This window comes from Paenibacillus sp. FSL L8-0158, assembly GCF_038592965.1.
GTDB classification, from domain to species: Bacteria; Bacillota; Bacilli; order Paenibacillales; family Paenibacillaceae; genus Paenibacillus; species Paenibacillus polymyxa_D.
This window is the reverse complement of record NZ_CP151949.1, coordinates 1,626,020-1,648,457: the sequence shown is the minus strand read 5'-3', so window position 1 is coordinate 1,648,457 and position 22,438 is coordinate 1,626,020. Positions and strand designations below refer to the sequence as shown.

General features: G+C 46.0%; 14 protein-coding genes and 1 tRNA gene. 1 reads left to right on the top strand and 14 read right to left on the bottom strand.

Annotated elements, in window-relative coordinates:
• Positions 1-54 precede the first annotated feature (54 nt).
• Entirely contained in the window at positions 55-2,424 is a 2,370-nt protein-coding gene (locus tag NSQ68_RS07460) for an endonuclease MutS2 (RefSeq protein WP_342428453.1), read from the bottom strand.
• A 151-nt stretch (positions 2,425-2,575) separates the two neighbouring features.
• On the opposite strand from NSQ68_RS07460, the gene NSQ68_RS07455 reads away from it, so the two are divergent.
• Positions 2,576-2,935: a phage holin family protein gene (locus NSQ68_RS07455; RefSeq protein ID WP_307348938.1), complete on the top strand. Its 360-nt coding sequence runs from the start codon at positions 2,576-2,578 to the stop codon at positions 2,933-2,935.
• A 152-nt stretch (positions 2,936-3,087) separates the two neighbouring features.
• Here NSQ68_RS07455 and zapA read toward each other — a convergent pair whose 3' ends face one another.
• The 13 genes from zapA to ilvC all read right to left on the bottom strand — a co-directional run bounded on the left by zapA (position 3,088) and on the right by ilvC (position 22,397).
• The gene (zapA, locus tag NSQ68_RS07450; RefSeq protein ID WP_342428452.1) at positions 3,088-5,112 is read right to left on the bottom strand and encodes a cell division protein ZapA; all 2,025 of its coding nucleotides are present in this window, start codon (positions 5,110-5,112) and stop codon (positions 3,088-3,090) included.
• A 208-nt stretch (positions 5,113-5,320) separates the two neighbouring features.
• Entirely contained in the window at positions 5,321-7,768 is a 2,448-nt protein-coding gene (pheT, locus tag NSQ68_RS07445; RefSeq protein WP_342428451.1) for a phenylalanine--tRNA ligase subunit beta, read from the bottom strand.
• A gap of 28 nt (positions 7,769-7,796) precedes the next feature.
• Positions 7,797-8,828 (bottom strand): phenylalanine--tRNA ligase subunit alpha, encoded by a 1,032-nt coding sequence (gene pheS / locus NSQ68_RS07440; protein ID WP_269321413.1) that lies wholly within the window; start codon positions 8,826-8,828, stop codon positions 7,797-7,799.
• A gap of 450 nt (positions 8,829-9,278) precedes the next feature.
• The gene (gene abc-f / locus NSQ68_RS07435; RefSeq protein WP_342428450.1) at positions 9,279-11,129 is read right to left on the bottom strand and encodes an ABC-F type ribosomal protection protein; all 1,851 of its coding nucleotides are present in this window, start codon (positions 11,127-11,129) and stop codon (positions 9,279-9,281) included.
• Positions 11,130-11,496: 367 nt separating this feature from the next.
• Positions 11,497-12,537: a pectate lyase gene (locus tag NSQ68_RS07430; protein WP_342428449.1), complete on the bottom strand. Its 1,041-nt coding sequence runs from the start codon at positions 12,535-12,537 to the stop codon at positions 11,497-11,499.
• 279 nt (positions 12,538-12,816) lie between these two features.
• A tRNA-Gly gene (locus tag NSQ68_RS07425) sits at positions 12,817-12,887 on the bottom strand.
• Positions 12,888-12,994: 107 nt separating this feature from the next.
• Positions 12,995-15,136 carry an EAL domain-containing protein gene (locus tag NSQ68_RS07420; protein ID WP_342428448.1) on the bottom strand — a complete coding sequence of 714 codons (2,142 nt, stop codon included), beginning with the start codon at positions 15,134-15,136 and terminating at the stop codon, positions 12,995-12,997.
• Positions 15,137-15,477: 341 nt separating this feature from the next.
• Positions 15,478-16,581 carry an ATP-binding protein gene (locus NSQ68_RS07415; protein ID WP_307348927.1) on the bottom strand — a complete coding sequence of 368 codons (1,104 nt, stop codon included), beginning with the start codon at positions 16,579-16,581 and terminating at the stop codon, positions 15,478-15,480.
• Between the two features lie 335 nt (positions 16,582-16,916).
• Positions 16,917-17,333, bottom strand: coding sequence for a hypothetical protein (locus tag NSQ68_RS07410; RefSeq protein WP_013309391.1), 417 nt, complete (start codon positions 17,331-17,333; stop codon positions 16,917-16,919).
• A gap of 264 nt (positions 17,334-17,597) precedes the next feature.
• Positions 17,598-18,137 (bottom strand): peroxiredoxin, encoded by a 540-nt coding sequence (locus NSQ68_RS07405; protein ID WP_023987763.1) that lies wholly within the window; start codon positions 18,135-18,137, stop codon positions 17,598-17,600.
• Positions 18,138-18,458: 321 nt separating this feature from the next.
• Positions 18,459-19,535 (bottom strand): 3-isopropylmalate dehydrogenase, encoded by a 1,077-nt coding sequence (gene leuB, locus NSQ68_RS07400; protein ID WP_342428447.1) that lies wholly within the window; start codon positions 19,533-19,535, stop codon positions 18,459-18,461.
• Between the two features lie 203 nt (positions 19,536-19,738).
• Complete coding sequence (locus NSQ68_RS07395) at positions 19,739-21,280, bottom strand: 2-isopropylmalate synthase (RefSeq protein WP_342428446.1); 1,542 nt, start codon at positions 21,278-21,280, stop codon at positions 19,739-19,741.
• 124 nt (positions 21,281-21,404) lie between these two features.
• Positions 21,405-22,397 (bottom strand): ketol-acid reductoisomerase, encoded by a 993-nt coding sequence (ilvC, locus tag NSQ68_RS07390; RefSeq protein ID WP_013309387.1) that lies wholly within the window; start codon positions 22,395-22,397, stop codon positions 21,405-21,407.
• Positions 22,398-22,438 lie beyond the last annotated feature (41 nt).

The following is a 22,438-nucleotide window of genomic DNA, read 5'->3' as shown; positions in this document are numbered from 1 at the left end:
CACTTCGTCCCTCCCGTTCTACCAAGCGTTCCCGGGCAAAGCCGCAACCCATAGCTATTCCAATTCAGCAACTGTTACGCCTGTGCCGCCTTCATTGTAATTACCGATACGGTAGCTTTTCACATGTTTATGCTTGCGGAGATACTCCTGAATACCGGTTCTCAGGACACCCGTACCTTTGCCATGAATAATGTGTACCTGACCCAGATTGGCCAGAAACGCTTCATCCATGAAGCGGTCCACTTCCATCAAGGCTTCCTCCACGTTCGCCCCCCGAAGATCAAGTTCACTTCGTACGTTATCATCCCGTGTCCGCTTAACGCCAGTCACTGGTTTTTGAACTCTTGGAGTCGTTGTTTGGGCAGGTTGCAGTAGTTCCAGATCATCCAGACTGACCTTCATCTTCATGATCCCCAGTTGAACCACAGCTTCCTTGGTACCGGACAGTTCAACCACGTGGCCTTTTTTATTCAGACTGTGAACGGATACTTCATCGCCAGCCATGATAGAACGAGTACGCGTAGCGGCCGGGCGCTTGACGGTACTTTTCTTGCGTTGCTTCGGTTCAGCCTCATCCAGTTCTCTACGAGCTGCAATCAGCTTGTGTTCCTTAACCGAGGCCCCTTCTTCCTGAGCCAATTTACGCAAATCAGTAATGATTTTCTCCGCTTCACTACGAGCCTTATCCACGAGAACTCTTGCTTCGTCCTCAGCTTTTTCCAGCATACGGTCCCGTTGGGACTCCAGCTTATCCAGCTCCATCTGATGACGGCTACGCAATGCTTCCATTTCCTTACGCAGCTGCTCCGCTTTTTCCCGTTCTTGCTCAGCTGTCAAACGGTTCTGCTCCAGTGACGCAATCATGTGCTCAACGCGCTGGTCTTCTTCTGTTACCTCACCACGGGCATAGTCTAAAATGCGCCCTGGCAATCCCAATCGCTCGGCAATGGCAAATGCGTTACTTCGTCCGGGGACACCGACCAGAAGGCGGTAAGTCGGGCTTAATGTAGCGACATCAAACTCCATGCTTGCATTAATAATTCCTTTACGCTCATAAGCATACGCCTTCAATTCACTATAGTGAGTCGTCGCAACCATACGGCAACCCATGGCATGTATATGCTCCAAAATGGACACAGCCAGAGCCGAACCTTCCGCGGGGTCCGTTCCTGCCCCCACTTCGTCAAGCAATACAAGACTTTTGGGCGTCATATTTTTCAGGATGCTAATGATATTGGTCATGTGACTGGAAAATGTACTCAAGTTTTGCTCAATGCTCTGCTCGTCACCAATATCAGCATAGATTGCATCAAATACACACAGCTGGCTTTCATCCTCAACAGGTACAAACAGTCCAGACATCGCCATCAAACTAAGCAGGCCAATGGTTTTCAGGGTAACGGTTTTCCCCCCTGTGTTCGGTCCGGTAACGATAATGGAGGTGTATGAATTGCCCAGCTCCACATCTATGGGAACGACCTGCTCCAACGGAATTAGAGGATGTCTGCCTTTTTTCAGCTTCAAGTACCCTCGGTCATTCATTAAAGGCAAGGTTGCCTTCATTTCACGGGCGAGACGCGCTTTTGCAAAAATAAAATCAAGATTACCCAAAATGTCCACATCATACAGCAACATATCCGCTTGTTCTGCGACAAGTGCGGTCAGCTTTTGTAAAATGACTTCAATTTCACGCTCTTCTCTCAGCCTTGTTTCCCTCAGCTTATTGTTCATGGCTACGATAGATTCAGGCTCGATAAACAATGTTGCACCAGACCCGGATTGATCATGAACAATTCCGCCAAAATAAGAACGGTATTCGGCCTTAACCGGGATCACAAACCGATCTCCACGAATCGTAATCAACTGATCTTGAAGCATTTTGGATACAGTTGAGGAACGAATCATGGAATCCAGCTTTTCACGAATACGCACTTCTCCCGAGCGCAGCTCCCGACGGATTTGAGAAAGCTCTGTGCTGGCAGAATCCAACACCTCTGCATTTTCGTCAATACAGCCCTTAATGGAGTTTTCCAAACCTCTCTGCTCCGATAGCTGCTCACTCCAATACAGCAATGTTTCGACAGGATTTTCCTCATGCAAACTCGTCACGTATACCTGTATACGGCGTGCGGCCTGAACTGTTGTTCGAATGCCAAGCAACTCCTGCGGGCTTAACGTTCCACCAATACGGGCACGCTTCACCGCCGGAGTGATATCCACTACTCCGTTAAATGAAGGCACTCCTTTGAGCCGATCAGCAGCATAGGCCTCATCCGTGCCTTTCAGCAATTTCTTGATATACTCCAAATCATCACTGGGCTGTAATTGAAGGGCTGTCTGTTGTCCCGTTGCCGTTTGGGCATAGTGACTTAGTTTATTTAGAATTTTTTGATATTCAAGGGTTTTAAAAATTTTAGAGTCCAACTTCACTACTCCTTTCACTTATATCTATATTATACCGAAAGCAGCAAACTTACGCTATTTGCCAACACTGCTTTACACATAAGAAAGCTCTTCATGCCACACACTAACCTTTGTCTAACCCTGTAAATCCAAAAACAAAGGAGGTTATTCCGTGAGCATTCTCGGGCACATTGTACGTTTCATCGTTGCCGCTCTGGTTCTGATGGTCGTAAGCTGGATCGTTCCCGGATTTAGTGTAGGCGGCTTTTGGAGTGCACTGATCCTTGCCATTGTCATTGCCTTGATTGGTTACATCGTCGAGGCGGTGTTCGGCCGACGCGTTTCTCCATTTGGACGCGGTATCGTAGGTTTTCTAGTGAGCGCTCTGGTTATCTGGGTCGCTCAATACGTCGTGACCCATGTTAGTGTTTCAGTTTTGGGCGCATTGCTCGCTGCATTGGTTATCGGGATTATCGACCTGTTCATTCCGGTATCGACACCGTTTGAAGCGGGTCGTAAGGCCAAGAATTAATTTCGATTTACACCGCGGCAAAGCTGTCCCGAAGCAGATTCCGTCTGCCAAAGGACAGCTTTTTGTCATATACACTTCTGAGTGCGATACAATAAACAAACAATCCCCGGCGATGAGCAGCCGGGGATTGCCTTACATTTTATAATCCGTATCTACTGATCCTGTTCGATTAGTTCAATCCATTCATTGTACTCCGTTTGAAGCTTGGTGTATTCTTCCTGTAATTGACGTAATTCCGTAGAAATCTTCTCCGTATTTTCGCGATCTACGTCCTGTTGTACTTGTAATAGACGAAGCTGATGCGCCGCCATTTCATATTTCTGACCCACTTCGTCCAATTCAGACTGCAAGGCCACCCGTTCCTGCTCTATGGACTGCTGTTCAGCCTTCGCCGTTTTGGCAGTTTCAACAGCCAAACGAATCTCCTCCTGAAGCTGTTCCTTTTGTTGAACCGTTACCGCTATTTCCCGCTCCCAAGAAGCAAATTCTTCCTTACGAGCAGCATCTTCTGCTTCCAAACGTTCCGCTTCAGCCTTCAACTGATCGTATTTAAGCTGCCATTCCAGGGATTCTTCCTCAGCACGTTCCAGTTCACTCCGCCGTTCTCGATTTTCCTGTTGGAGCTGCTTAATATTTTGCTCCAGCTGTCCAGCTCGGCTCTTCATGCTTCCATATTGCTCCTGAAGCGATTGATACGCCTTAGCTCCCTCTTGCTCTCGGACTTTGGCTTTCTCAAGCTCATCCTGAACGCGAATCAGCTCAGGTGAAAGCTCCTTGATTCTCGCTTCGAGTTGAACTAGCCGTTGCTGTTGTGAAGCAAATTTATCATTAATAGATTCGAGCTCAGCCGCTGCGTGCTGTAATTGCTCTTGTATTTCTTCCTTCTGTTCACGTGCTTCCAGCAGGGAGAGCTCCAGTTCATCAACTGCCACCTGGCGTCCTTCTGCAAGTTTCTTCCATGACTTCTCGCTTTCAGCTAGCGTAGCCAGCTCACTTTGCAGCTTGCGAGAAGATACGTGAGCTTGCTCCAGCAGCTTCTGCATCCGCCGCTGTTCTTCCTCCAGCTTAGCCGTCTGCTGCTGCTTAGCCTTGGCTTCAGCTTCTAATTGATCATATCGACTTTGCAATTCTTCACGTGCAAGCGTATCTGCCTGTTCTCGCTCTATCGCAGCCTGTCGCTGTGTTTCCAGCACAGACTCCAGCTCGGACTGTTGTTCCTTCAGTACTCTTGCTTGCTCTTGAGCCTCTCCCAGACGAGAAGAAAGCTCTGTATTGCCTGCCTGTACTTGTTCTAATTGTTCCTGAAGCTCCTCGACCCGAATCTCCTGCTCCAGTGCAGCTTCATCAGCTCGTTTCTGCGCTTCCTGATGCTGGAGCTTTTCTTCATTCAACGCCAATTCAGCCTGTTTACGTTCCTGCTCCAGCTGCTCATTCAGTCCGGAGCACTTGGTCTGCCATTCGCTTACCTTCTTGCTATGCTCTTGCTGCAAAGCAGATCGCAGTTTGTCCAGTTCTGTGCGCTTTTGCTCCTGATGAGTCTTCTCTGCAGCTGACAGCTTGGCTTCAGCCTGTTTAGCCGCTTCAGATACTTCCTTCTTCATTTGCTCTTCTATCTGCCGGATACGCGCATTGGCCGCCTCCTGCTGCTCTTTCAGCTTGCGAGAAGCTTCTTGACGAGACTCCTCCAATTCACGTTTAGCTTGTTTTTGTCCATTTTCAAGTTCAGCCGCTTTTTTCTCCTGCTGTTCTAGCTTTGCCCTCAATTGGGCAATCTCCTTGGCTGATACAGATTCGGTTTCCATTAGCTTCTTCTGCGTTGCTTCTTTTTCTTCCTTCAGTTGAATAAGAGATTGATGCATATCTGTATTTTTCTGCTGTTGTTCCCCTAGAGCTGTCTGGAGTTGCGCCAGATCTCCCCGGAGCTCTGCTCGTTCCGCTGCTAAGCGGTTCATATGACTTTGAATTTCCTGGATTTGTACAGCTTCTTCTGCCATATGAACCGCAGCCAGCACGGCAATTCGGGGCATATCCAGACGCGAATGAGCTTGAGAAATGCTGTGCATACGCTCATCCACGTAATTGGCAACCTGCTTCATATAATCGGTATTGCTGCCGACGAGTTTATAAGAAGTACCGTAGATCTCTACAGTGACGCGAGTACGATCTGGTGTAGTCACAATTATGCCCTCCTTCAATACTACTGTATGTTGATTCTAAGGTGTGTCCGGTACTATGGTAACCCGCCTTCCGTGAAGCGTTCAACCTTATTAGTCCGGCTTCCCCGCAGCGGGTAATTATCAGAGTAAAGAGCTTCTATGATGATAGGCCAAAAAGCCGTATCGAACCTCTGTCACTAAGATTCGATACGGCTTCCCGCATTTCCTGCTACTTTCTCAATTCCGCTCCAAAAGTTTGTTCCAGAGACGTAACGACAGGAGTATGCGCCGCATTGATCTCTTCATCCGTTAACGTATGTTCCCAGTGACGATAGGTCAGAGAGATAGCTACGCTCTTCTTATCTTCACCAAGCTTACTGCCTGTAAATACATCAAACACTCGTGCATCCTGTAACAGCTCTCCGCCTGCAGCGTGAATAACACGAAGCAGTTCACCTGCCTCAACGTCTTTATTCACTACGAGGGCAATGTCACGTTCCACGGATGGGAAGCGAGCCAGCTCTCTGAACTGAATATGAGAGTTTGCATGTTCAACGACCTGTTGCAACGCAATTTCTGCTACATACGTATCGTTCAGCCCATAAGATTGTTGCAGCTCCGGATGAATCTGCCCAAGGGTACCGATCCGTTGAGAGTTACCATTCACATCCAGCCATACCGAAGCGGAACGGCCCGGGTGGTAGCTTTGCGGTTGGTCGGCCACATAACGAATGCTGGCACTTAATCCGAAATAGTCAAACACCGTTTCAAGCGCGCCTTTAATATCAAAGAAATCAACCTTTTCAGCACCAATATTCCATTGTTTTTCACGGCGTACCCCAGTCAGCAGTAGACTAAACACTTGAATTTCCTGCGGCTGACGGGTTAATGTTTGTTCCTCTGTATAAAATACCGTTCCCATCTCAAAAATCGACAGATTGTCTTGCTTGCGGTTCATATTGTACACCGCTGTATCCAGCATCTGTGGAATGATACTCGTACGCAAAACACTACGGTCTTCGCTCATAGGCATAGCCAAACGTACTGGATGGCTACCTTCTGTCAGGGCATTAAATAACCCCGTACTTTGCGGATGTACAAAAGAGTAGCTGATCGTCTCCTGCCAACCACCATGAGCCAGCAATCTGCGCATTGAGCGGCGCAATGATTGCGATGCTGTCAAAGCTCCCGGAGTTGTAGGACCTTCAATCGGCGTGGTCGGTATATTGTCGTAACCATATAGACGAGCAACCTCTTCGATTAAGTCCACGTCAATGGTGATATCTCCACGGCGTGTAGGAACTTGAACTTCCAGTACCCCTTGCTCTGCGTCGCCACATCCGAAATGAAGTCTACCGAAAATCGTTTTCACCTCAAGCAGCGACAGTTCGGTTCCCAAATATCGGTTTATTTTATCTAGCGACAGCTTGATAATGCGGTTTTCAGCTTTTGCAGACGCAGATTCTACGATGCCCTGGTGTACAGTGCCTCCTGCATAACGCTGAATCAGCGCAGCTGCACGATTCACAGCAGGCACAACAGCGCCTGGATCAACCTCTTTTTCAAAACGCAGGCTTGCTTCTGAACGCAGTCCAAGTTGACGAGACGTTTTGCGAACTGTACCGCCGTCAAACTTCGCAGATTCCAGCGCAATGCTGACCGTCGCTTCCGTAACCTCGGAGTTGGCTCCACCCATCACGCCTGCCAATGCAATGGGTTTCACACCGTCTGTAATCAGCAGCATATGCGGCTCCAACTTACGCTCCTGATCATCAAGTGTAATCAATGTTTCGCCTGCACGAGCGAGTCGAACTTCAATATTTCCATTTTCCAGCTTATCCGCATCAAAAGCATGCAACGGCTGACCGTATTCCAGCATGACGTAGTTCGTAATATCTACGATGTTGTTGATGGGACGAACACCTGCCGCCATCAGACGGTTTTGAATCCATAATGGGGAAGCCCCCACTTTTACACCTGTAATATAACGGGCCGCATAGTGCGTACACAGTTCAGGAGTATCTACCTTCACAGACAGATGATCTGCCGCTGCATCGCTAATTTCCACCAGATCCTTAGCCGGATCAACCAGCGAAATATCACGTCCCAGAATCGCACTCACTTCATATGCTGCTCCGTGCATGCTCAGGCAATCCGAACGATTGGGTGTCAGATCAAAATCCAGTACCTGATCATCCAGCGCCAGCAGCTTCGTAATTGGCATACCAATTTCAGCATCCTCAGGCAGCACCAAAATACCTTCTTGCAATTCCTTTGGAAGCAGCTTGTCATTCATGCCCAGTTCTTTGGCCGAGCAGATCATACCCATGGATACTACACCACGCAGCTTGGCCTTTTTAATGTGGAAATCTCCCGGCAACTTTGCACCTACAACTGCAACAGGAACCTTTTGACCTGCATCCACGTTTTTGGCACCACACACGATTTGCAGATCTTCTTCCTGACCTGCATCGACAATACATACATTCAGCTTATCAGCATCAGGATGCTTTTCCTTGCTTTTAACATAGCCTACAACGACGCCAGTAATCCCTTGATTGCGCTGCTCGACCTCATCAATTTCTATGCCCGAACGGGTGATTTTCTCTGCCAGATCCTCCGCGCTTACCTGATCCAGCGATACATACTCGGACAGCCACTCGAATGATACTTTCATATGGGTTCACTTCCCTTGATATAGTTGTTTATTGACGCGCAAACTGTTTCAGGAACGACAAGTCACTGTTATAAAAATGACGAATATCATCAATACCGTATTTCAATATAGCAATCCGCTCTACACCCATACCGAATGCAAAGCCGCTGTACACCTCGGGATCAAAACCGCCCATCTCCAGCACTTTCGGATGAACCATGCCACAGCCCAAAATTTCAATCCATACGCGTTCGCCATTTTTCTTCACAAAAGTCACGTCTACTTCAGCACTCGGCTCTGTGAACGGAAAGAAGCTTGGGCGCAAACGGATTTCGGTCGATTCTCCGAACATCTCGCGTGCAAATTGAAGTAAGGTTCCTTTTAAATCACTCATGCGAATGTCTTTTCCAATGACAAGCCCTTCAATCTGGTGGAATTGAAAAGAATGCGTTGCATCGTCATCATCACGTCGGAAAACCGTACCCGGACAGATAACCTTAATAGGTGTTTCGCCCTTCATCGCTTCCATCGCACGAATCTGAACTGGTGACGTATGGGTACGCATCAACAGATCCTCAGTTAGGTAAAATGAATCCTGCATATCCCGTGCGGGGTGATTTTTAGGCAGGTTCAATGCTTCGAAGTTATAATAATCCGTCTCTGCCTGTGGACCCTCAGCCACTCGATAGCCCATACCTGTAAAAATATCCTCGATTTGCTCAATCACTTTGTTGAGCGGGTGCAGTCCACCTTGCGGCAGCGCGCGTCCTGGCAGCGTAACGTCGATTTTTTCCGCTTGCAGACGCTCATTCGTTTCCGCTTTCGTGAACTCATCCTGCTTACGGTTAACGACTTCTTCAATCGCCTCGCGCACCTCATTGGCTACCTGTCCAACAACCGGACGTTCTTCCGCGCTCAGCTTGCCCATACCGCGCAAAATTTCAGTCAATGCACCCTTTTTCCCCGAATATTTGACCCGTAGATCAGCCAGCTCCTTGGGTGTTGCCACCTTCTCCAATACTTCCAGTGCTTCTTCCTTCAAGGCCAGCAAATGTTCCTTCATTTGGATGGTTTCGCTCATCGCCTGTTCAGTCCCCTTTCTTCATATCCAGCTTTTCAGACAACAAAAAAAGGTCTTTCCTCCCGGTAAGGGACGAAAAGACCGTGGTACCACCCTCGTTAGACAATAAGCTCAGCTCACCCGGCGTTCTGCCTTACGGCCACTAGTTACAGGTGATTGTTCATGCTATGCATCATCGTCTCGCTCTGCACGTTATAACGGTCGTGAACCGGTATCCCCTACTTGCACATTCGCCATTCACATGGCGCCTGAGGTTCAAGGAACTGCTCCGGAGCGAACTTCAACAGCCCAGTATTTGCAGAAACGCTCTCAATCCTACGGCGCTTCCTCCCTGTTCAATCGGACACTGTCTACTCTTCTCCATCAAGACATTTTCAAAAATTCGAACTATTGTTCATTATTATATGCAAACTACCGCGCTTTGGCAAGCAGGGCATACCTTTCAACCCTTTAGATATCTAGATCATCCAACCGCTCCAGATTTGCACGAATGCGCCTGATTTCGCTCAACAACTTTTCATTTTCGTCATTCGTGCCCGTCATTCCCATCAACTCTGTAAGACGCAATTGTAATCGAAGACGTTCCTCACGCCGCTCTTGGTCTTCTGGCTCCCGTTGACGGCTCCGCTCATCTTCTTGCTTTTCGTCGGCTGTCCCCTCATAGATTTCATATCCGCCCCCCGGCTTCATATCGAGTAACCGAGTTGCCGTGCACCTCACCAGCTCCCGATCATGTGAGACGAGCACCAGTGCTCCATCATAGTTACGCAAAGAATCCTCTACAATTTCACGGGTTTCAATGTCAAAATAATTCGTCGGTTCATCCAGCACCAGCAGATTGGCTCCACTAAAGTACAGACGCAGAAAAGCTACCCTGCATTTTTCTCCCATACTGAGTGTCCCGATCCTTTTAAACACGTCCTCTTTCGCAAATAGAAAGCAGCCCAACACTGTTCTCGCTTCTGTTTGCGTCATCGTCGGGAGCGCAAGCAGACTGTCCAGCAACGTTTGATCCTCTGGGAGCTGCTCCAGCTCCTGTGAAAAATACCCGATGTTCAACTGTGGGTTGGCTGTGATTTTTCCCGTCTGCGGTTCCAGCTGACCCTTTAATAACCGAAGCAGCGTTGTCTTGCCAATTCCATTCGGTCCCCGAACAGCGAGACGGTCGCCACGTACAATGTTCAGGTTAAGACCCTGCACAATGACACGATTGTCGTAGCTAAAATCAACCTGCTCCGCACGCAGCAAATATCTTGCCTGAAACCCGCTGTCACTTAATCTCATGTGCAAAGACGCAGCCTCACGCGGTTGCTCTACTCTATTGGCCTCCAGTCGCTCCAGTTCCTTCTCCTTCGCATGATAACGGGAAATATTTTTATTAGCCTTGGCCTTATAAAAGCTCTTCGTAATGCCCACCTCAACCTTGGATGCGCCACGATGCGCCTGATGAAACCATTCCCTGTAATTTCGAATCGTTTCCTCCAGCGCCTGCCGTGCCAGCTCCTGCTTCCGATAGCTGGCTTCCTGCTCTCGCAGTTCCCGCTCCTTTTGCGCCTTATATTCCCTATAGCCGCCTTTATAGCGCCTAATACCTGTCGATGTGAGCTCAACTATACTTGTTGCCACCCGATCCAAAAAGGCTCTGTCATGCGATACAAACAGCAGCGTTCCCGGATACGTGGACAGCCACTGCTCCAGCCAAAGCAAGCTTTCGGCATCCAGATGGTTGGTCGGCTCATCCAGCACCAGCAGTTTCGGCTGCCTGACCATCAGTCCGGCCAATCGTACTCTGGTCTTCTGCCCTCCACTCAGGTCACCGTAGGCAATCGCCCACGTCTGGACAGGCATTCCCATTCGAGTGAGCGCCTTTTCCACCTCAGACTCCCAGGCAAAGCCTTGCAGGCGTTCGTATTCATCCATCAGTTCGCCGTAACGCTCCAGATGATGCTCCATATCCTCCCCAGCATCGGCTAGGTCAGCTTCCAGCTGTCCCAACGCTTGCTTGAGACGCCAATGCCGAGGGCTGGCCTGCTGTGCAGCCTCCAGTGCGGTTCGAGACCCATCCACCGTATCCTGCTGCTTCAGCCAGCCCCGCTCTTCCAGTGGCAAATCATGCTCTACTTGACCAGAGGTTGGCGCTTCATCTCCCAGCAATATTCGCAATAGCGTCGTTTTACCTGCTCCATTTCTTCCAAACAGTGCGAGCCGTTCTCCTTCCATCACATCCAACGACACATTCTCAAATAAAGATGTCCCGTTCCAATCCTTTACTACATTGCGAATACGCAAAATCGTTCTCATACCACAATCATCCTTTCCCAGTCCGTTTTTTTGATCCCGGAAGCAATAAAAAAAGCCGCAGAAGGCTGCGGCTTGCATACAAGGAATATAGAATGACTGTTATGAATCGTTTCAGAACATACGCTTATGAAAAATAACACCGTAAACGAATTGGCCAAATCCCGTTCCGGAATAAACGCATACGTCCCTACATTCATTTTCAGACACACTTCTCCCGTTGCAGCTTACAGCCGCCTGCCAGTAACTGTGCAGTTAAGTGGGAAAATCAGTGTGCTTACTTCATCGGACGTATGGTTACCTTCCTTTTCACGGGATACTTACTTGCGGTCAGTATAGCAGATCGCAACACATTTGCAAATAATCCGCGTTATTTTCCAAATACCAAAGTCGTATTGGACGAACCTGCATATTTCGTTACAAACTCTTTAGTATATTCAGGAGTCTGAGCTTGATAGCTATAGTTCTTGCTTGGATTCCAGTTGGTTACACGCGATTTTTGGTTGTTGATGGTGGGAAAACTCCCCACATCTTTAAACTCGCCATTGGCTTTATCATCAAGAATACCGCCCTTTTCACTACCTTTTCCAAAGTAGTTGTACTCAGAATAGATTCTTGCATTCGTAGCAATGGTATAAGCAAGCTGAAAATTATTAATATAATTATTTTTAACATGGAAATATCCATATCTCATAAGTCCTGGGCCACGTACAAGCAAGTTTTCAAAATAATTATTGGCGATCGTGATATGGGGCATGCCATCATAATTTTTATTGCCATCATCAGGATATCCCAAAATGAGACCATATTTATGATTAGCAAATTTGGAGTTACTAAGGGTTACATAATCAGCCGATTGGCCTATGTACAAAAGTTTGTCCAGATCCGAGCCATTCGCATTATAACTGTGACCTGCAAACGTAACATGATCAATCCAATAATTTGTGCCCGCAGTAAGATAAAGTTGGATGTCATCGTTACCGTTAATGTTGGCACTGTGCTCAAAAGTTAAATTTTGAAAGATCACATTTCCCGAATTATTGGTTGTTTTCAAATGAATGTTAACCAGTTTGTTTTGCGCATAAGAACCAATGAGTGATTTGTTAGTACCAATGTTGACCACGGTTTTAGAGGAGGCAGAAATATTTTTTTCGATGACCAGAATTTTAGGAGTTGAATCTCCTAACTGGTTTTTCAAATCGTTTAGATTATTGATATAGATGACCTGACCGCCTTTTCCCCCTGTTGTGGCAGGCTTAGTAGCTCCATTTTCACTTTTAGCCTGTCCGGCAAAACCAGTCATTCCATTCGTCGACGTATTCGGAAAATCAGCAGCGGCGAACGTAGAACTTGCAGGGAAAGTAAGCAGCACCAAAGTTAATGCTAAAAACAGAAAAGAAATTTTCCTCATTGCAACTACACCATCCTTTTTTAAGTTAAATCCCAACAATGCGACTATACTTATTTTTTAGTAAATGGTAAATAGTTCTTTTTATCTGTTTATATAGCATATAAGCTAAATATTTTATATTTTATTTTGTGTGGCAATGTAAAAATAGTTCGTAAGAACGCAAAAAGCCGTGATACCCCATTGGCACCCCGGCTATAATGTATTTATCTACTCCAAACAAAACTCCAAACAAAACAAAAACCCTTGCGTCACAAGGGTTTCGAACTACTTAAAACAGTAAGCGGGTGATGGGAATCGAACCCACGCTATCAGCTTGGAAGGCTGAAGTTCTACCATTGAACTACACCCGCATTTTATAATATCTCGATTCTTATGTATGGCACGCTTAACCTATCGCCAACCAGCTGAATCAGGATGTTATTTAGTATAACTTACCTTTCAGCAAAATGCAAGCATACTACATACTATCCTGAGCCAGCCAATTCATAGGTTCACGTAAAAACAATTTTTCAAAGACTTCTGCCGGAATGGGGCGACTAAAGTAATACCCCTGACCCTCATGACAATCTTGTGCCTGCAAAAAATGAAGCTGCTCCTCATTTTCTACCCCTTCAGCCGTAACCTTCAGCTTCAAATGGTGAGCCATGGAGGCAATAGTAGATACAATTGCTGCATTTTTGCTGTCGACCAGTACCTCATTTACAAAGGAACGGTCAATTTTTAGACGATCAATCGGGAGATTCTTCAAATAATGCAATGAGCTATAGCCCGTTCCAAAATCATCAATACTGATTGCGACACCAATAGCCTTTATTTTTTTCAACTGTTCAAAAGCACGATCCTTATCAAAGGTCATACTCTCGGTAATCTCCAGCTCTAGATAGCGTGCTTCAAGTTCCGTATAGGTCAAAATGCCCCGAATTACATCCACCAGCTTTTTTTGCTGAAATTGGCGCATGGATAAATTGACCGAAATCGGGATTGGTGGGTACCCAAGCTCCTGCCAATGCTTATTTTGCAGACAAGCCTCCCGTAACACCCATTCCCCCAAGGGCACAATTAAACCACTTTCTTCAGCCACCGGAATAAAATCGCCTGGCATCACCATCCCACGATGAGGATGATTCCAACGCACCAGCGCCTCCAAACTCGTTAGCTCGCCACTTTGCAGGTGGACACGAGGTTGATACACCAATGAAAATTCCTCATTTTCAAGCGCTCGCCGCAGATCATTTTCCAGCTGGAGTCTTTCATGCGCTCGCATCTGCATCGAACTAGCATACCGCTGAAAATTCACTCCCTGCTCTTTAGCACTATGTACAGCCGTATCCGCCTGCTGAATAAGCTGTTCACTCTGATTCGCATCCAACGGGTACAAAGCTATACCAACGCTCACCGTCACATGATAAGACTCACCATCAATATCGAAAGGCAGATCGAACAGCTTCACCATATCATCAATACGACTTCTCATAGCATCTGTATCTTCGTACCCCGTTAGAAGAAAGGCAAATTCATCTCCGCCCATGCTAAAGACAGCTTCCCCTTCATGGCTAAAATGCCCCAAGCGTTCGCCTACTGCATACAGCAAATAATTTCCTGCCATATGTCCAAGCGAATCATTAATCGCCTTGAAACGATCAATATTTAGAACTAAAAGTGCTACTGTCTCATCCGATTTCAATGATTTGCGCAATATTTTATCTAAACGTTGGGAAAGGCGACGACGATTGGGGAGCCCTGTTATATCATCATTATAAGCAATGTGATTAAACTCAGATTCTGCTGCCTGCTTTTCACGATAAGGAACCAGAACCATCAACCGGACTAGCCCGCTCAACATGTTATAAAATGCTATCGCGTTGGTCAAAAGTCCCAATAGGTGATTAATATCGCTCATTTGCTCAGAAAATAAATAGAACAACTGACTCACAACACACAGCCCAATTCCACGAACCATAAGCAACATGCCCAACTCCGCCGGGCGGACCTTCCGATATTTTCGCACCCCGAAAATAAAAGTGAGCACAAGCAGTAACATGACAGCCAGGTTTAACGTCCAGCCCAGGTTGCCTATTTCGTATCGTATACGTAGATCCGGTAAGCCTGCACCAAATGTCTTAATAACTCCTAGAATCAGCAAAGTGCAGCCTATCCCTGCCCACAAAGCCACCGTTTTGTATTCAGATTTCGTCTTGCTAAACGGGAGGAAACAAACGCATAAGAGCAAGACAGAGGTAAAGGCACGATTTACAAACAGCAGCCATAACGAAATGCCCGGAGACAAAGCAAAGTCCGTCAGGCTCACGAAACTAAACGAAACAATATGAACAAGGTAAAGCAGACCAGCCACCAAAAACGTCGGGGCAATAAGAAGTCTCTGCAAGGATAACTGTTCCAGTAAAACGGACCAGGATTGATAAAAAATAGAAAAACAAATCGCAGCACAGGCAAACCCTATGATCGGATATAACAAGAAAAAAACATTATGGGAGTATATCTTATTCAAAGTTACGTGAAATAACTGAACCAAGACAAACAAAACTATCGCAGCAATGCCGATACCTATCGTTTTTTTTACTTCCAGCCGTATACTCATTCAGCCTCTTCAGCCCCCTGCATATCGGAGATTCCGATCATCTAAGACGTTTGACAGCTTTGGAAGCCGTTGTTTAAGTCTATAGTATCAAAAATAATGTTGTATTCTGGTATATAATAGCATTTAATCTGTGAAAGGTGAATCATTTTTTTGTCTTAAATTCATGAATTCACTTTCGCATTTACGCAAATAACCGAGCTTACAGCACCAAAAAAGCGCATCATCTTGTCAGATTATGCGCTTCAGATAAGCTTTTCCAAAAAGGTGATACCTATACCCTAACGCTGCACAACATAAAAGAAATAGTATGTACAGGACCCCTCTGCGAAAACCTCCCCATATTAAACTACAGGAAGCGTGATTTTGAATTGTGTGCCACTTCCATGTTTACTGTCTACATGTATGAAGCCTCCATGATTTTTGATAATTCGATAGCTCACAGCCAATCCCAATCCGGTTCCACTTTCTTTTGTTGTAAAAAAAGGATCAAATAAACGCGTCAATGTATTGTGATCCATACCTAATCCGTTATCTTCAATACAAATGTGGACATAATTTCCCTCAAGCACTGTATGGATATTGATGCAGCCCTCTCGTTCCCCGCCGATGCTCTCAATGGCATCCATCGCATTTTTAATCATATTGAGGATAACCTGCTTAATCTGCTTCACATCAATGGAAACCTTCATGAGCTCATCATTTTCGTCCAATGCAATCTGGCAACCCTTCATCAATGCTTCGCTTTCTGTCAGCATCACTACTTCTTTCAGCAGCCCCATCACAGATACAGCCGTTTTTTGCGGAGCCGAAGGCTTGGACGAATTTAAGAACTCATAAATAATGTCGTTCGCACGATCAATTTCTGTTAATATAATGCGGGCATACTCATCCCTGCCCAACTCCACCAAATGCGGTCGAAGCAATTGAATAAAACCCCGGATTGCGGTAAGCGGGTTACGGATTTCATGAGCAATAGAGGCCGAGATGCGTCCCAGCATCGCCAGCTTATCGTTTTGATATGCTGTCTGCTCAATCTGCTTATAATCCGACACATCCTTGACGCTAAACAAAAAATCGCCATCCATCTGATCACCATAGGTTACTGTTATCAACCAATGCCGACCATACTCATCAATTAACTCATGATAGCGCTTTCTATGAAAGATAGTTTCTTTATAAATCCGCATGATTTTCTTCTTCTTAAACCGACTTAACTCAGGATGATGCAAAATTTGCATCAAATTGCGACCTGCTAGCGAACTCCGTGGTAGCTCCAGCAATTTCGCCATTTGCACGTTAATAAAGGTCAGTACCCCGTCACTGTCAAACAGCATGATACCACTATCCAGGTTCTCCAGCACATTTTCATACTTGTTATTGGCGATCTGTGTGGAAGGACAAGCTCCCACGGTATCAAGCAAGGCTTCTTGGAATTCACTGATCATGCCAGGCTTCCCCCTTGTTTCGGAATGACAAACTGGCCGTATCGGACGCGTAGAATCTTGAAGAAGAGAAAGGCATCTATCGACTACCCTTCAATGGTGTAGAAAACAGTTACACAGAAATCCGACCATCTCTTTCCAATTCCAGTCTTATTTTATGATAGACAAGATTAAGGATCGCAGTCAATCGGAAAAAGTGTCGAATCCAAATTTTTATCCTGTTTTCTTTCGTCATAATATCTGCGCAACATTACAAAATGAAAAATGAAGTTAGGAACAAGCGCCCTACACACCAAAGAAGCTCTCCAGAATTGAGAGCTTCTTTGGTGTGTAGGATGTCAACTGCCGCTCTTATTATGTTGAAGCCGGGATCGTCTTTGGCTCATAACGGCCAATCTTCTCTTAAGCTCTCCCTGCCATTTTTCATCATTCATCTGTTTGGCTACCATTAATAAATCCAGGGATATGTCAATTTGGCGCTTCACAATTTCAAACGCATCTTCACTTTCACGATTCACACAATTTTCAAATATCGTATCATCGTCTTCCATGACATAATCCTGAAAATCAATCTCGGTTGCCCCATCTCCATGTGCATATTCAGCCAAAATTTCATACTCATTTTCGACTTTATAATGAACTTCAATGCGACGACATACCGGGCAAAACAGCAAAGGAACATTATGAACTTGGGTGCGGTAATGCTTCAGCGTTCCCTTGGTTCCTACCATGCTTGCTCCACAGCAATAACTCATCCGGGCTCAGCCTCCTCTGAACAAAACCTGTTCTGCCTTGTTTATCTTCTACAATACCTTATTCGCTTTCGTCAGGCAAAATTCCTCCAGAACACAACAACATTTCCATAATTATTTGTTACTTCACTCTGCGTTGCCTCATTCAAACAGGCTGTCCTTACATCTTCCGCTGCACAGAGCAGGCAAGCAAGCCCCCAATAACGGTAGAGTAACCGCTAGTTGGGGGCTTGTTTGTTTAATTAATTTCAACTTGTGAAGCTTATATTACAGATTTTGATCGCCTGGTTTCCAGTTCATTGGGCACAAGCCACCGGATTGCAAAGCTTGCAGTACACGCAATGTTTCTTCCACACTGCGACCTACATCGTTGTGGTTAACCACTTGATATTTCAATTCGCCTTCTGGATCAATGATGAACAAGCCGCGCAATGCAACGCCTTCCTCTTCGATCAGAACGCCATAATCGCTTGCTGTTTTTTTCGTGATGTCAGAAGCCAATGGGAAGTTCAGTTTGCCCAGACCGTTGTTTTCTTTAGCTGTGTTGATCCATGCTTTGTGACTGTGCACGGAGTCTACACTGATACCCAGAATTTCAGTATCCAGCTCTTTAAATTGGTCAGCAGCATCGCTCAATGCTGTAATTTCCGTAGGGCACACAAAAGTGAAATCCAGTGGATAGAAGAAAAATACGAGCCACTTGCCACGGTAATCGGAAAGCTTCACCGAACCAAATTCTTGACCGTCTCCAGTCACTGTTTCCAATGCAAAATCAGGGGCGGGTCTTCCTACCAATCTTTCTGCCATAATATGAAATCCTCCTTTAAAATATGTAAGAAAACACCAAATGTGCTTTCCTCAATCATCTGTATTGTAATAAACAACAACTTACTTGATAAATGTTATCATTCGCTGAAATCAAAGTCAATATTGTAACCATTACTTTTTTATAATTATTTTAAACTGGCTTAAAAATTCACATTTTATTCACATTTTGAACTTTTGAATATACAAGTAGCTCCTGATTGCTCAGGAGCTACTGTGCTAAACATTTGCCAAAAAGCCAGACTGTATAACCTTACTATATAATAGGAAGCTTTTTTTCAGACGGGTGCATTTACGGAGCTTTTAACGAATAGCTGCTGCGATCAGATCACCCATTTGAGTTGTCGAGATTGCTTGAGATTTATCCACCGCAATATCCGCCGTACGGTGCCCTGCATCCAGTACCTCAGCTACTGCTTTCTCAATGGCATCTGCTGCCTTCTCGTACCCGAAGGTAAGACGGAACATCAAAGCAACAGACAAAATCGTTGCAATGGGATTCGCCAGTCCTTGACCTGCAATGTCAGGCGCCGAGCCATGTACCGGCTCGTATAGGCCGAAGCTGCCTTTTCCCAGTGATGCGGAGGAGAGCATGCCGATGGATCCGGTCAGCATAGCCGCTTCATCACTGAGAATGTCACCAAACATATTTTCCGTCACGATGACGTCGAAGCTAGATGGACGACGCAGCAATTGCATGGCGCAGTTATCAACCAATACGTGCTCTAACTCGACATCCGGATAGTCTACAGCAACCCGGTTCACTACTTCACGCCATAAACGGGAAGTTTCCAGTACATTAGCCTTATCCACAGATGCAAGTTTTTTGCGACGTTTTTGTGCAATTTCGAAAGATTGGCGCACGATACGCTCTACTTCTGTTACATTATATGCGCAAGTATCAACTGCTTCCTCACCCTGAGGACTTTCTCGTCTGAACTTCTCGCCGAAATAAATGCCGCCCGTCAGTTCGCGCACCACGATCAGGTCCGTTCCTTCCAACACTTCCGGTTTCAATGTAGACGCGTCCTTGAGACAGTCAAAGACGACAGCAGGACGAAGATTCGAAAACAGACCGAGCTCTTTGCGAATGCCCAGTAGTCCGGTTTCAGGACGAAGTTCCTTTGGATTGTTGTCCCATTGTGGCCCTCCTACCGCTCCCAGCAGAACGGCATCTGCAGACTGACATACTGCCAGTGTTTCTTCCGGTAATGGTGTGCCCTTCTTATCAATGGCAATCCCGCCGAACAGCGCATGCTCCGTTTCAAATGAAAAGCCGAACACTTCTTCCGTACGTTTCAAAATTTTCTCTGCCTCTGCGACCACTTCAGGTCCAATTCCATCTCCCGCTATTACCGCAATCTTTTTAACGTCTGCCATCACGTACACTCCTCTTGTTATACAGCTATATAACCGTATTTTTCATACCTTCTTTGTAACATATATGGCAGGGCTTTGACCAAGATATAGAATCTATCAATTCAATAGGCACAGCCTATAAGCTGGTTTTTTCATCAGAAAAAAAGAAAACAGGACCGGAAAAACCCGATCCTGTAAACCCAACTTTCAAGTCTGCATAAAAACTAAGATTTATAATCTACGCGATTACTGTAGTTTTTACGCTTGTCGATTAAACCATTCAGCGCATCCACGTAAGCTCGAGCACTTGCTTCCAGAATATCGGTGCTTACCCCACGTCCTTGTACAGACAGTCCGTTTTGCGTCAGTACTACATGGACTTCACCCAGAGCGTCCTTGCCATGGGTAACAGACTTGATGGAGTAATCTGAGAGTACAACGCTCTCGCCGCTGGCTTGATCAATCGCATTATAGATCGCATCGACTGAACCATTTCCTTCAGCTTCTGTCTCAATAACCTGACCTTCATCGTTAACCAGACGCACTTGTGCGGAAGGCGTAGCCTTGTTCCCGTAGGTAACAAAAATGGTTTCCAGCTTGAAGACTTCAGGTGCATCGGCCAATTTTTCTTCTAACAATGCCAAAATATCATCATCCGAAACTTCCTTCTTCTTATCAGCCAAATCCTTGAACTGACCAAATGCGCGATTTAGATCTTCTTCGTTCAATTCGTAGCCCAACTCGATCAAACGCTCACGGAAAGCATGACGACCTGAGTGCTTACCAAGTACCAGCTTGCTTTCTTTCAGACCGATACTTTCTGGTGTCATGATTTCATAAGTCGTTTTCTCTTTCAGCATACCGTCTTGATGAATACCTGATTCGTGCGCAAAAGCATTGGCTCCAACAATCGCCTTGTTGCCCGGCACCACCATCCCCGTCAAACGGCTAACCAAACGGCTCGTACGCGCAATTTCAGACAATTGCAGAGACGTTTTGGCCTGGAAAAATTCCTGTCTCGTCTCCAGTGCCATGGCGATTTCCTCAATGGCCGTGTTTCCAGCGCGTTCACCGATACCGTTGATGGTTCCCTCGATCTGATCCGCGCCGTTCAGGATGGCAGCAAGTGTATTAGCGGTAGCCATTCCCAGGTCATTGTGGCAATGTGCACTCAATTGAATCTTCTCCACATCGGCCACATTTTCCTTAACGTGTTTGAATATATTTCCATACTCGTAGGGTGTCAAGTAACCTACCGTATCTGGAATGTTGACGACAGAAGCCCCTTCTTGTACAGCCATGGTGACCATTTCAACTACAAAATCAAGCTCTGTACGACCTGCATCCTCCAAAGAAAACTCCACTTTAGGCAAATATTTCAACCCATAGCGTATGGCAGCACGAGCAGTTTCCAATACCTGTGTCTTCTCCATCCGCAGCTTATGTTGACGGTGAATAGGAGAAGTTGCCAAAAAGATATGGATACACGGGTCCTGAGCTCCCTTGAGTGCCTCGCGAACCGCATCAATATCCTGTTCCCTTGCACGCGAAAGACCAATCACCGTCGAATTTTTTACAGCTTTTGCTACTGCATTAACAGCTGCCAGATCACCCGGAGAAGCAGCCGGGAACCCAGCCTCCATACGATCGATTCCCAGCTTCTCCAACTGATGAGCGATCTCCACTTTTTCACGAGTATTCAAGTTCACGCCAGGTGACTGTTCTCCGTCTCTCAACGTTGTGTCAAATATATATATTTTGCGCAACCCAACGCACCTCCTCAGGATTAGGACCCTTAAATTACAATGCGGCTCACGCAATAAGCAGGGCCGCATTGTAATTAATATTTATAAATAATTCATGTTGTCGTGTTCATAGTACAAAAGATTATTACTTTTTGATCCAATGCATCATTTCACGCAATTGTCCGCCCACCACTTCAATCGGATGGTTAGCTTCATTACGACGAGTAGCCGTCAGGAATGCACGTCCAGATTGATTTTCAAGGATGAAGTCACGAGCAAATTTACCTTGTTGAATGTCAGTCAATACATCCTTCATGGCTTTCTTCGTATCTTCCGTTACCACGCGTGGTCCAGTTACATAATCGCCATATTCCGCTGTATTACTGATGGAATCACGCATCGTTGCCAATCCACCTTCATACATCAGGTCAACGATCAGCTTAAGCTCATGCAAGCACTCAAAGTATGCCATCTCAGGAGCATAACCTGCTTCAGTCAATGTTTCAAAGCCCGCTTTTACGAGTGCGCTCACGCCGCCACACAATACCGCCTGCTCACCGAACAGATCCGTCTCCGTTTCTTCACGGAAGGAGGTTTCAATTACGCCCGCACGTGTACAGCCAATGCCTTTTGCGTAAGCAAGACCGATTTCTTTGGCTTGACCCGTTGCGTCCTGCTCAATTGCGATCAACCCAGGTACTCCAAACCCTTCTACATAAGTACGACGTACCATATGTCCTGGGGATTTTGGGGCAACCAGCAATACATCGCTATCTTTAGGAGCTACGATTTGCCCAAAATGGACGTTAAAACCATGGGAGAACAAAAGAGCTGCGCCTTTTTTCAGGTTAGGTTCAATTTCATTTTTGTACACAGAAGCTTGAGTTTCATCAGGTAACAAAATTTGAACCACATCTGCACGGCTTGTTGCATCAGCTACGTTCAGAACTTCAAAACCGTCGTTTCTTGCGACATCAGCCGATTTGCCTTCACGCAAACCAATAACAACATTCACACCACTGTCACGCAAGTTTTGTGCTTGAGCATGTCCTTGGCTACCGTAACCGATAACGGCCACTGTCTTTCCTTTCAATACGCTGAGTTCTGCATCTTTTTCGTAGTACGTTGTAACTGCCATGGTTAATTTCCTCCTTTTAATTGGACCCTTCATAATGAGCG

Bases quoted from the DNA above. Each gene is read 5' to 3' on its own strand.
- ilvC (WP_013309387.1), bottom strand. From the start codon at position 22,397: ATGGCAGTTACAACGTACTACGAAAAAGATGCAGAACTCAGCGTATTG.
- abc-f (WP_342428450.1), bottom strand. From the start codon at position 11,129: ATGAGAACGATTTTGCGTATTCGCAATGTAGTAAAGGATTGGAACGGG.
- NSQ68_RS07420 (WP_342428448.1), bottom strand. From the start codon at position 15,136: ATGAGTATACGGCTGGAAGTAAAAAAAACGATAGGTATCGGCATTGCT.
- NSQ68_RS07410 (WP_013309391.1), bottom strand. From the start codon at position 17,333: ATGAGTTATTGCTGTGGAGCAAGCATGGTAGGAACCAAGGGAACGCTG.
- pheS (WP_269321413.1), bottom strand. From the start codon at position 8,828: ATGAGCGAAACCATCCAAATGAAGGAACATTTGCTGGCCTTGAAGGAA.
- pheT (WP_342428451.1), bottom strand. From the start codon at position 7,768: ATGAAAGTATCATTCGAGTGGCTGTCCGAGTATGTATCGCTGGATCAG.
- leuB (WP_342428447.1), bottom strand. From the start codon at position 19,535: ATGGCAGACGTTAAAAAGATTGCGGTAATAGCGGGAGATGGAATTGGA.
- NSQ68_RS07415 (WP_307348927.1), bottom strand. From the start codon at position 16,581: ATGATCAGTGAATTCCAAGAAGCCTTGCTTGATACCGTGGGAGCTTGT.
- NSQ68_RS07430 (WP_342428449.1), bottom strand. From the start codon at position 12,537: ATGAGGAAAATTTCTTTTCTGTTTTTAGCATTAACTTTGGTGCTGCTT.
- NSQ68_RS07405 (WP_023987763.1), bottom strand. From the start codon at position 18,137: ATGGCAGAAAGATTGGTAGGAAGACCCGCCCCTGATTTTGCATTGGAA.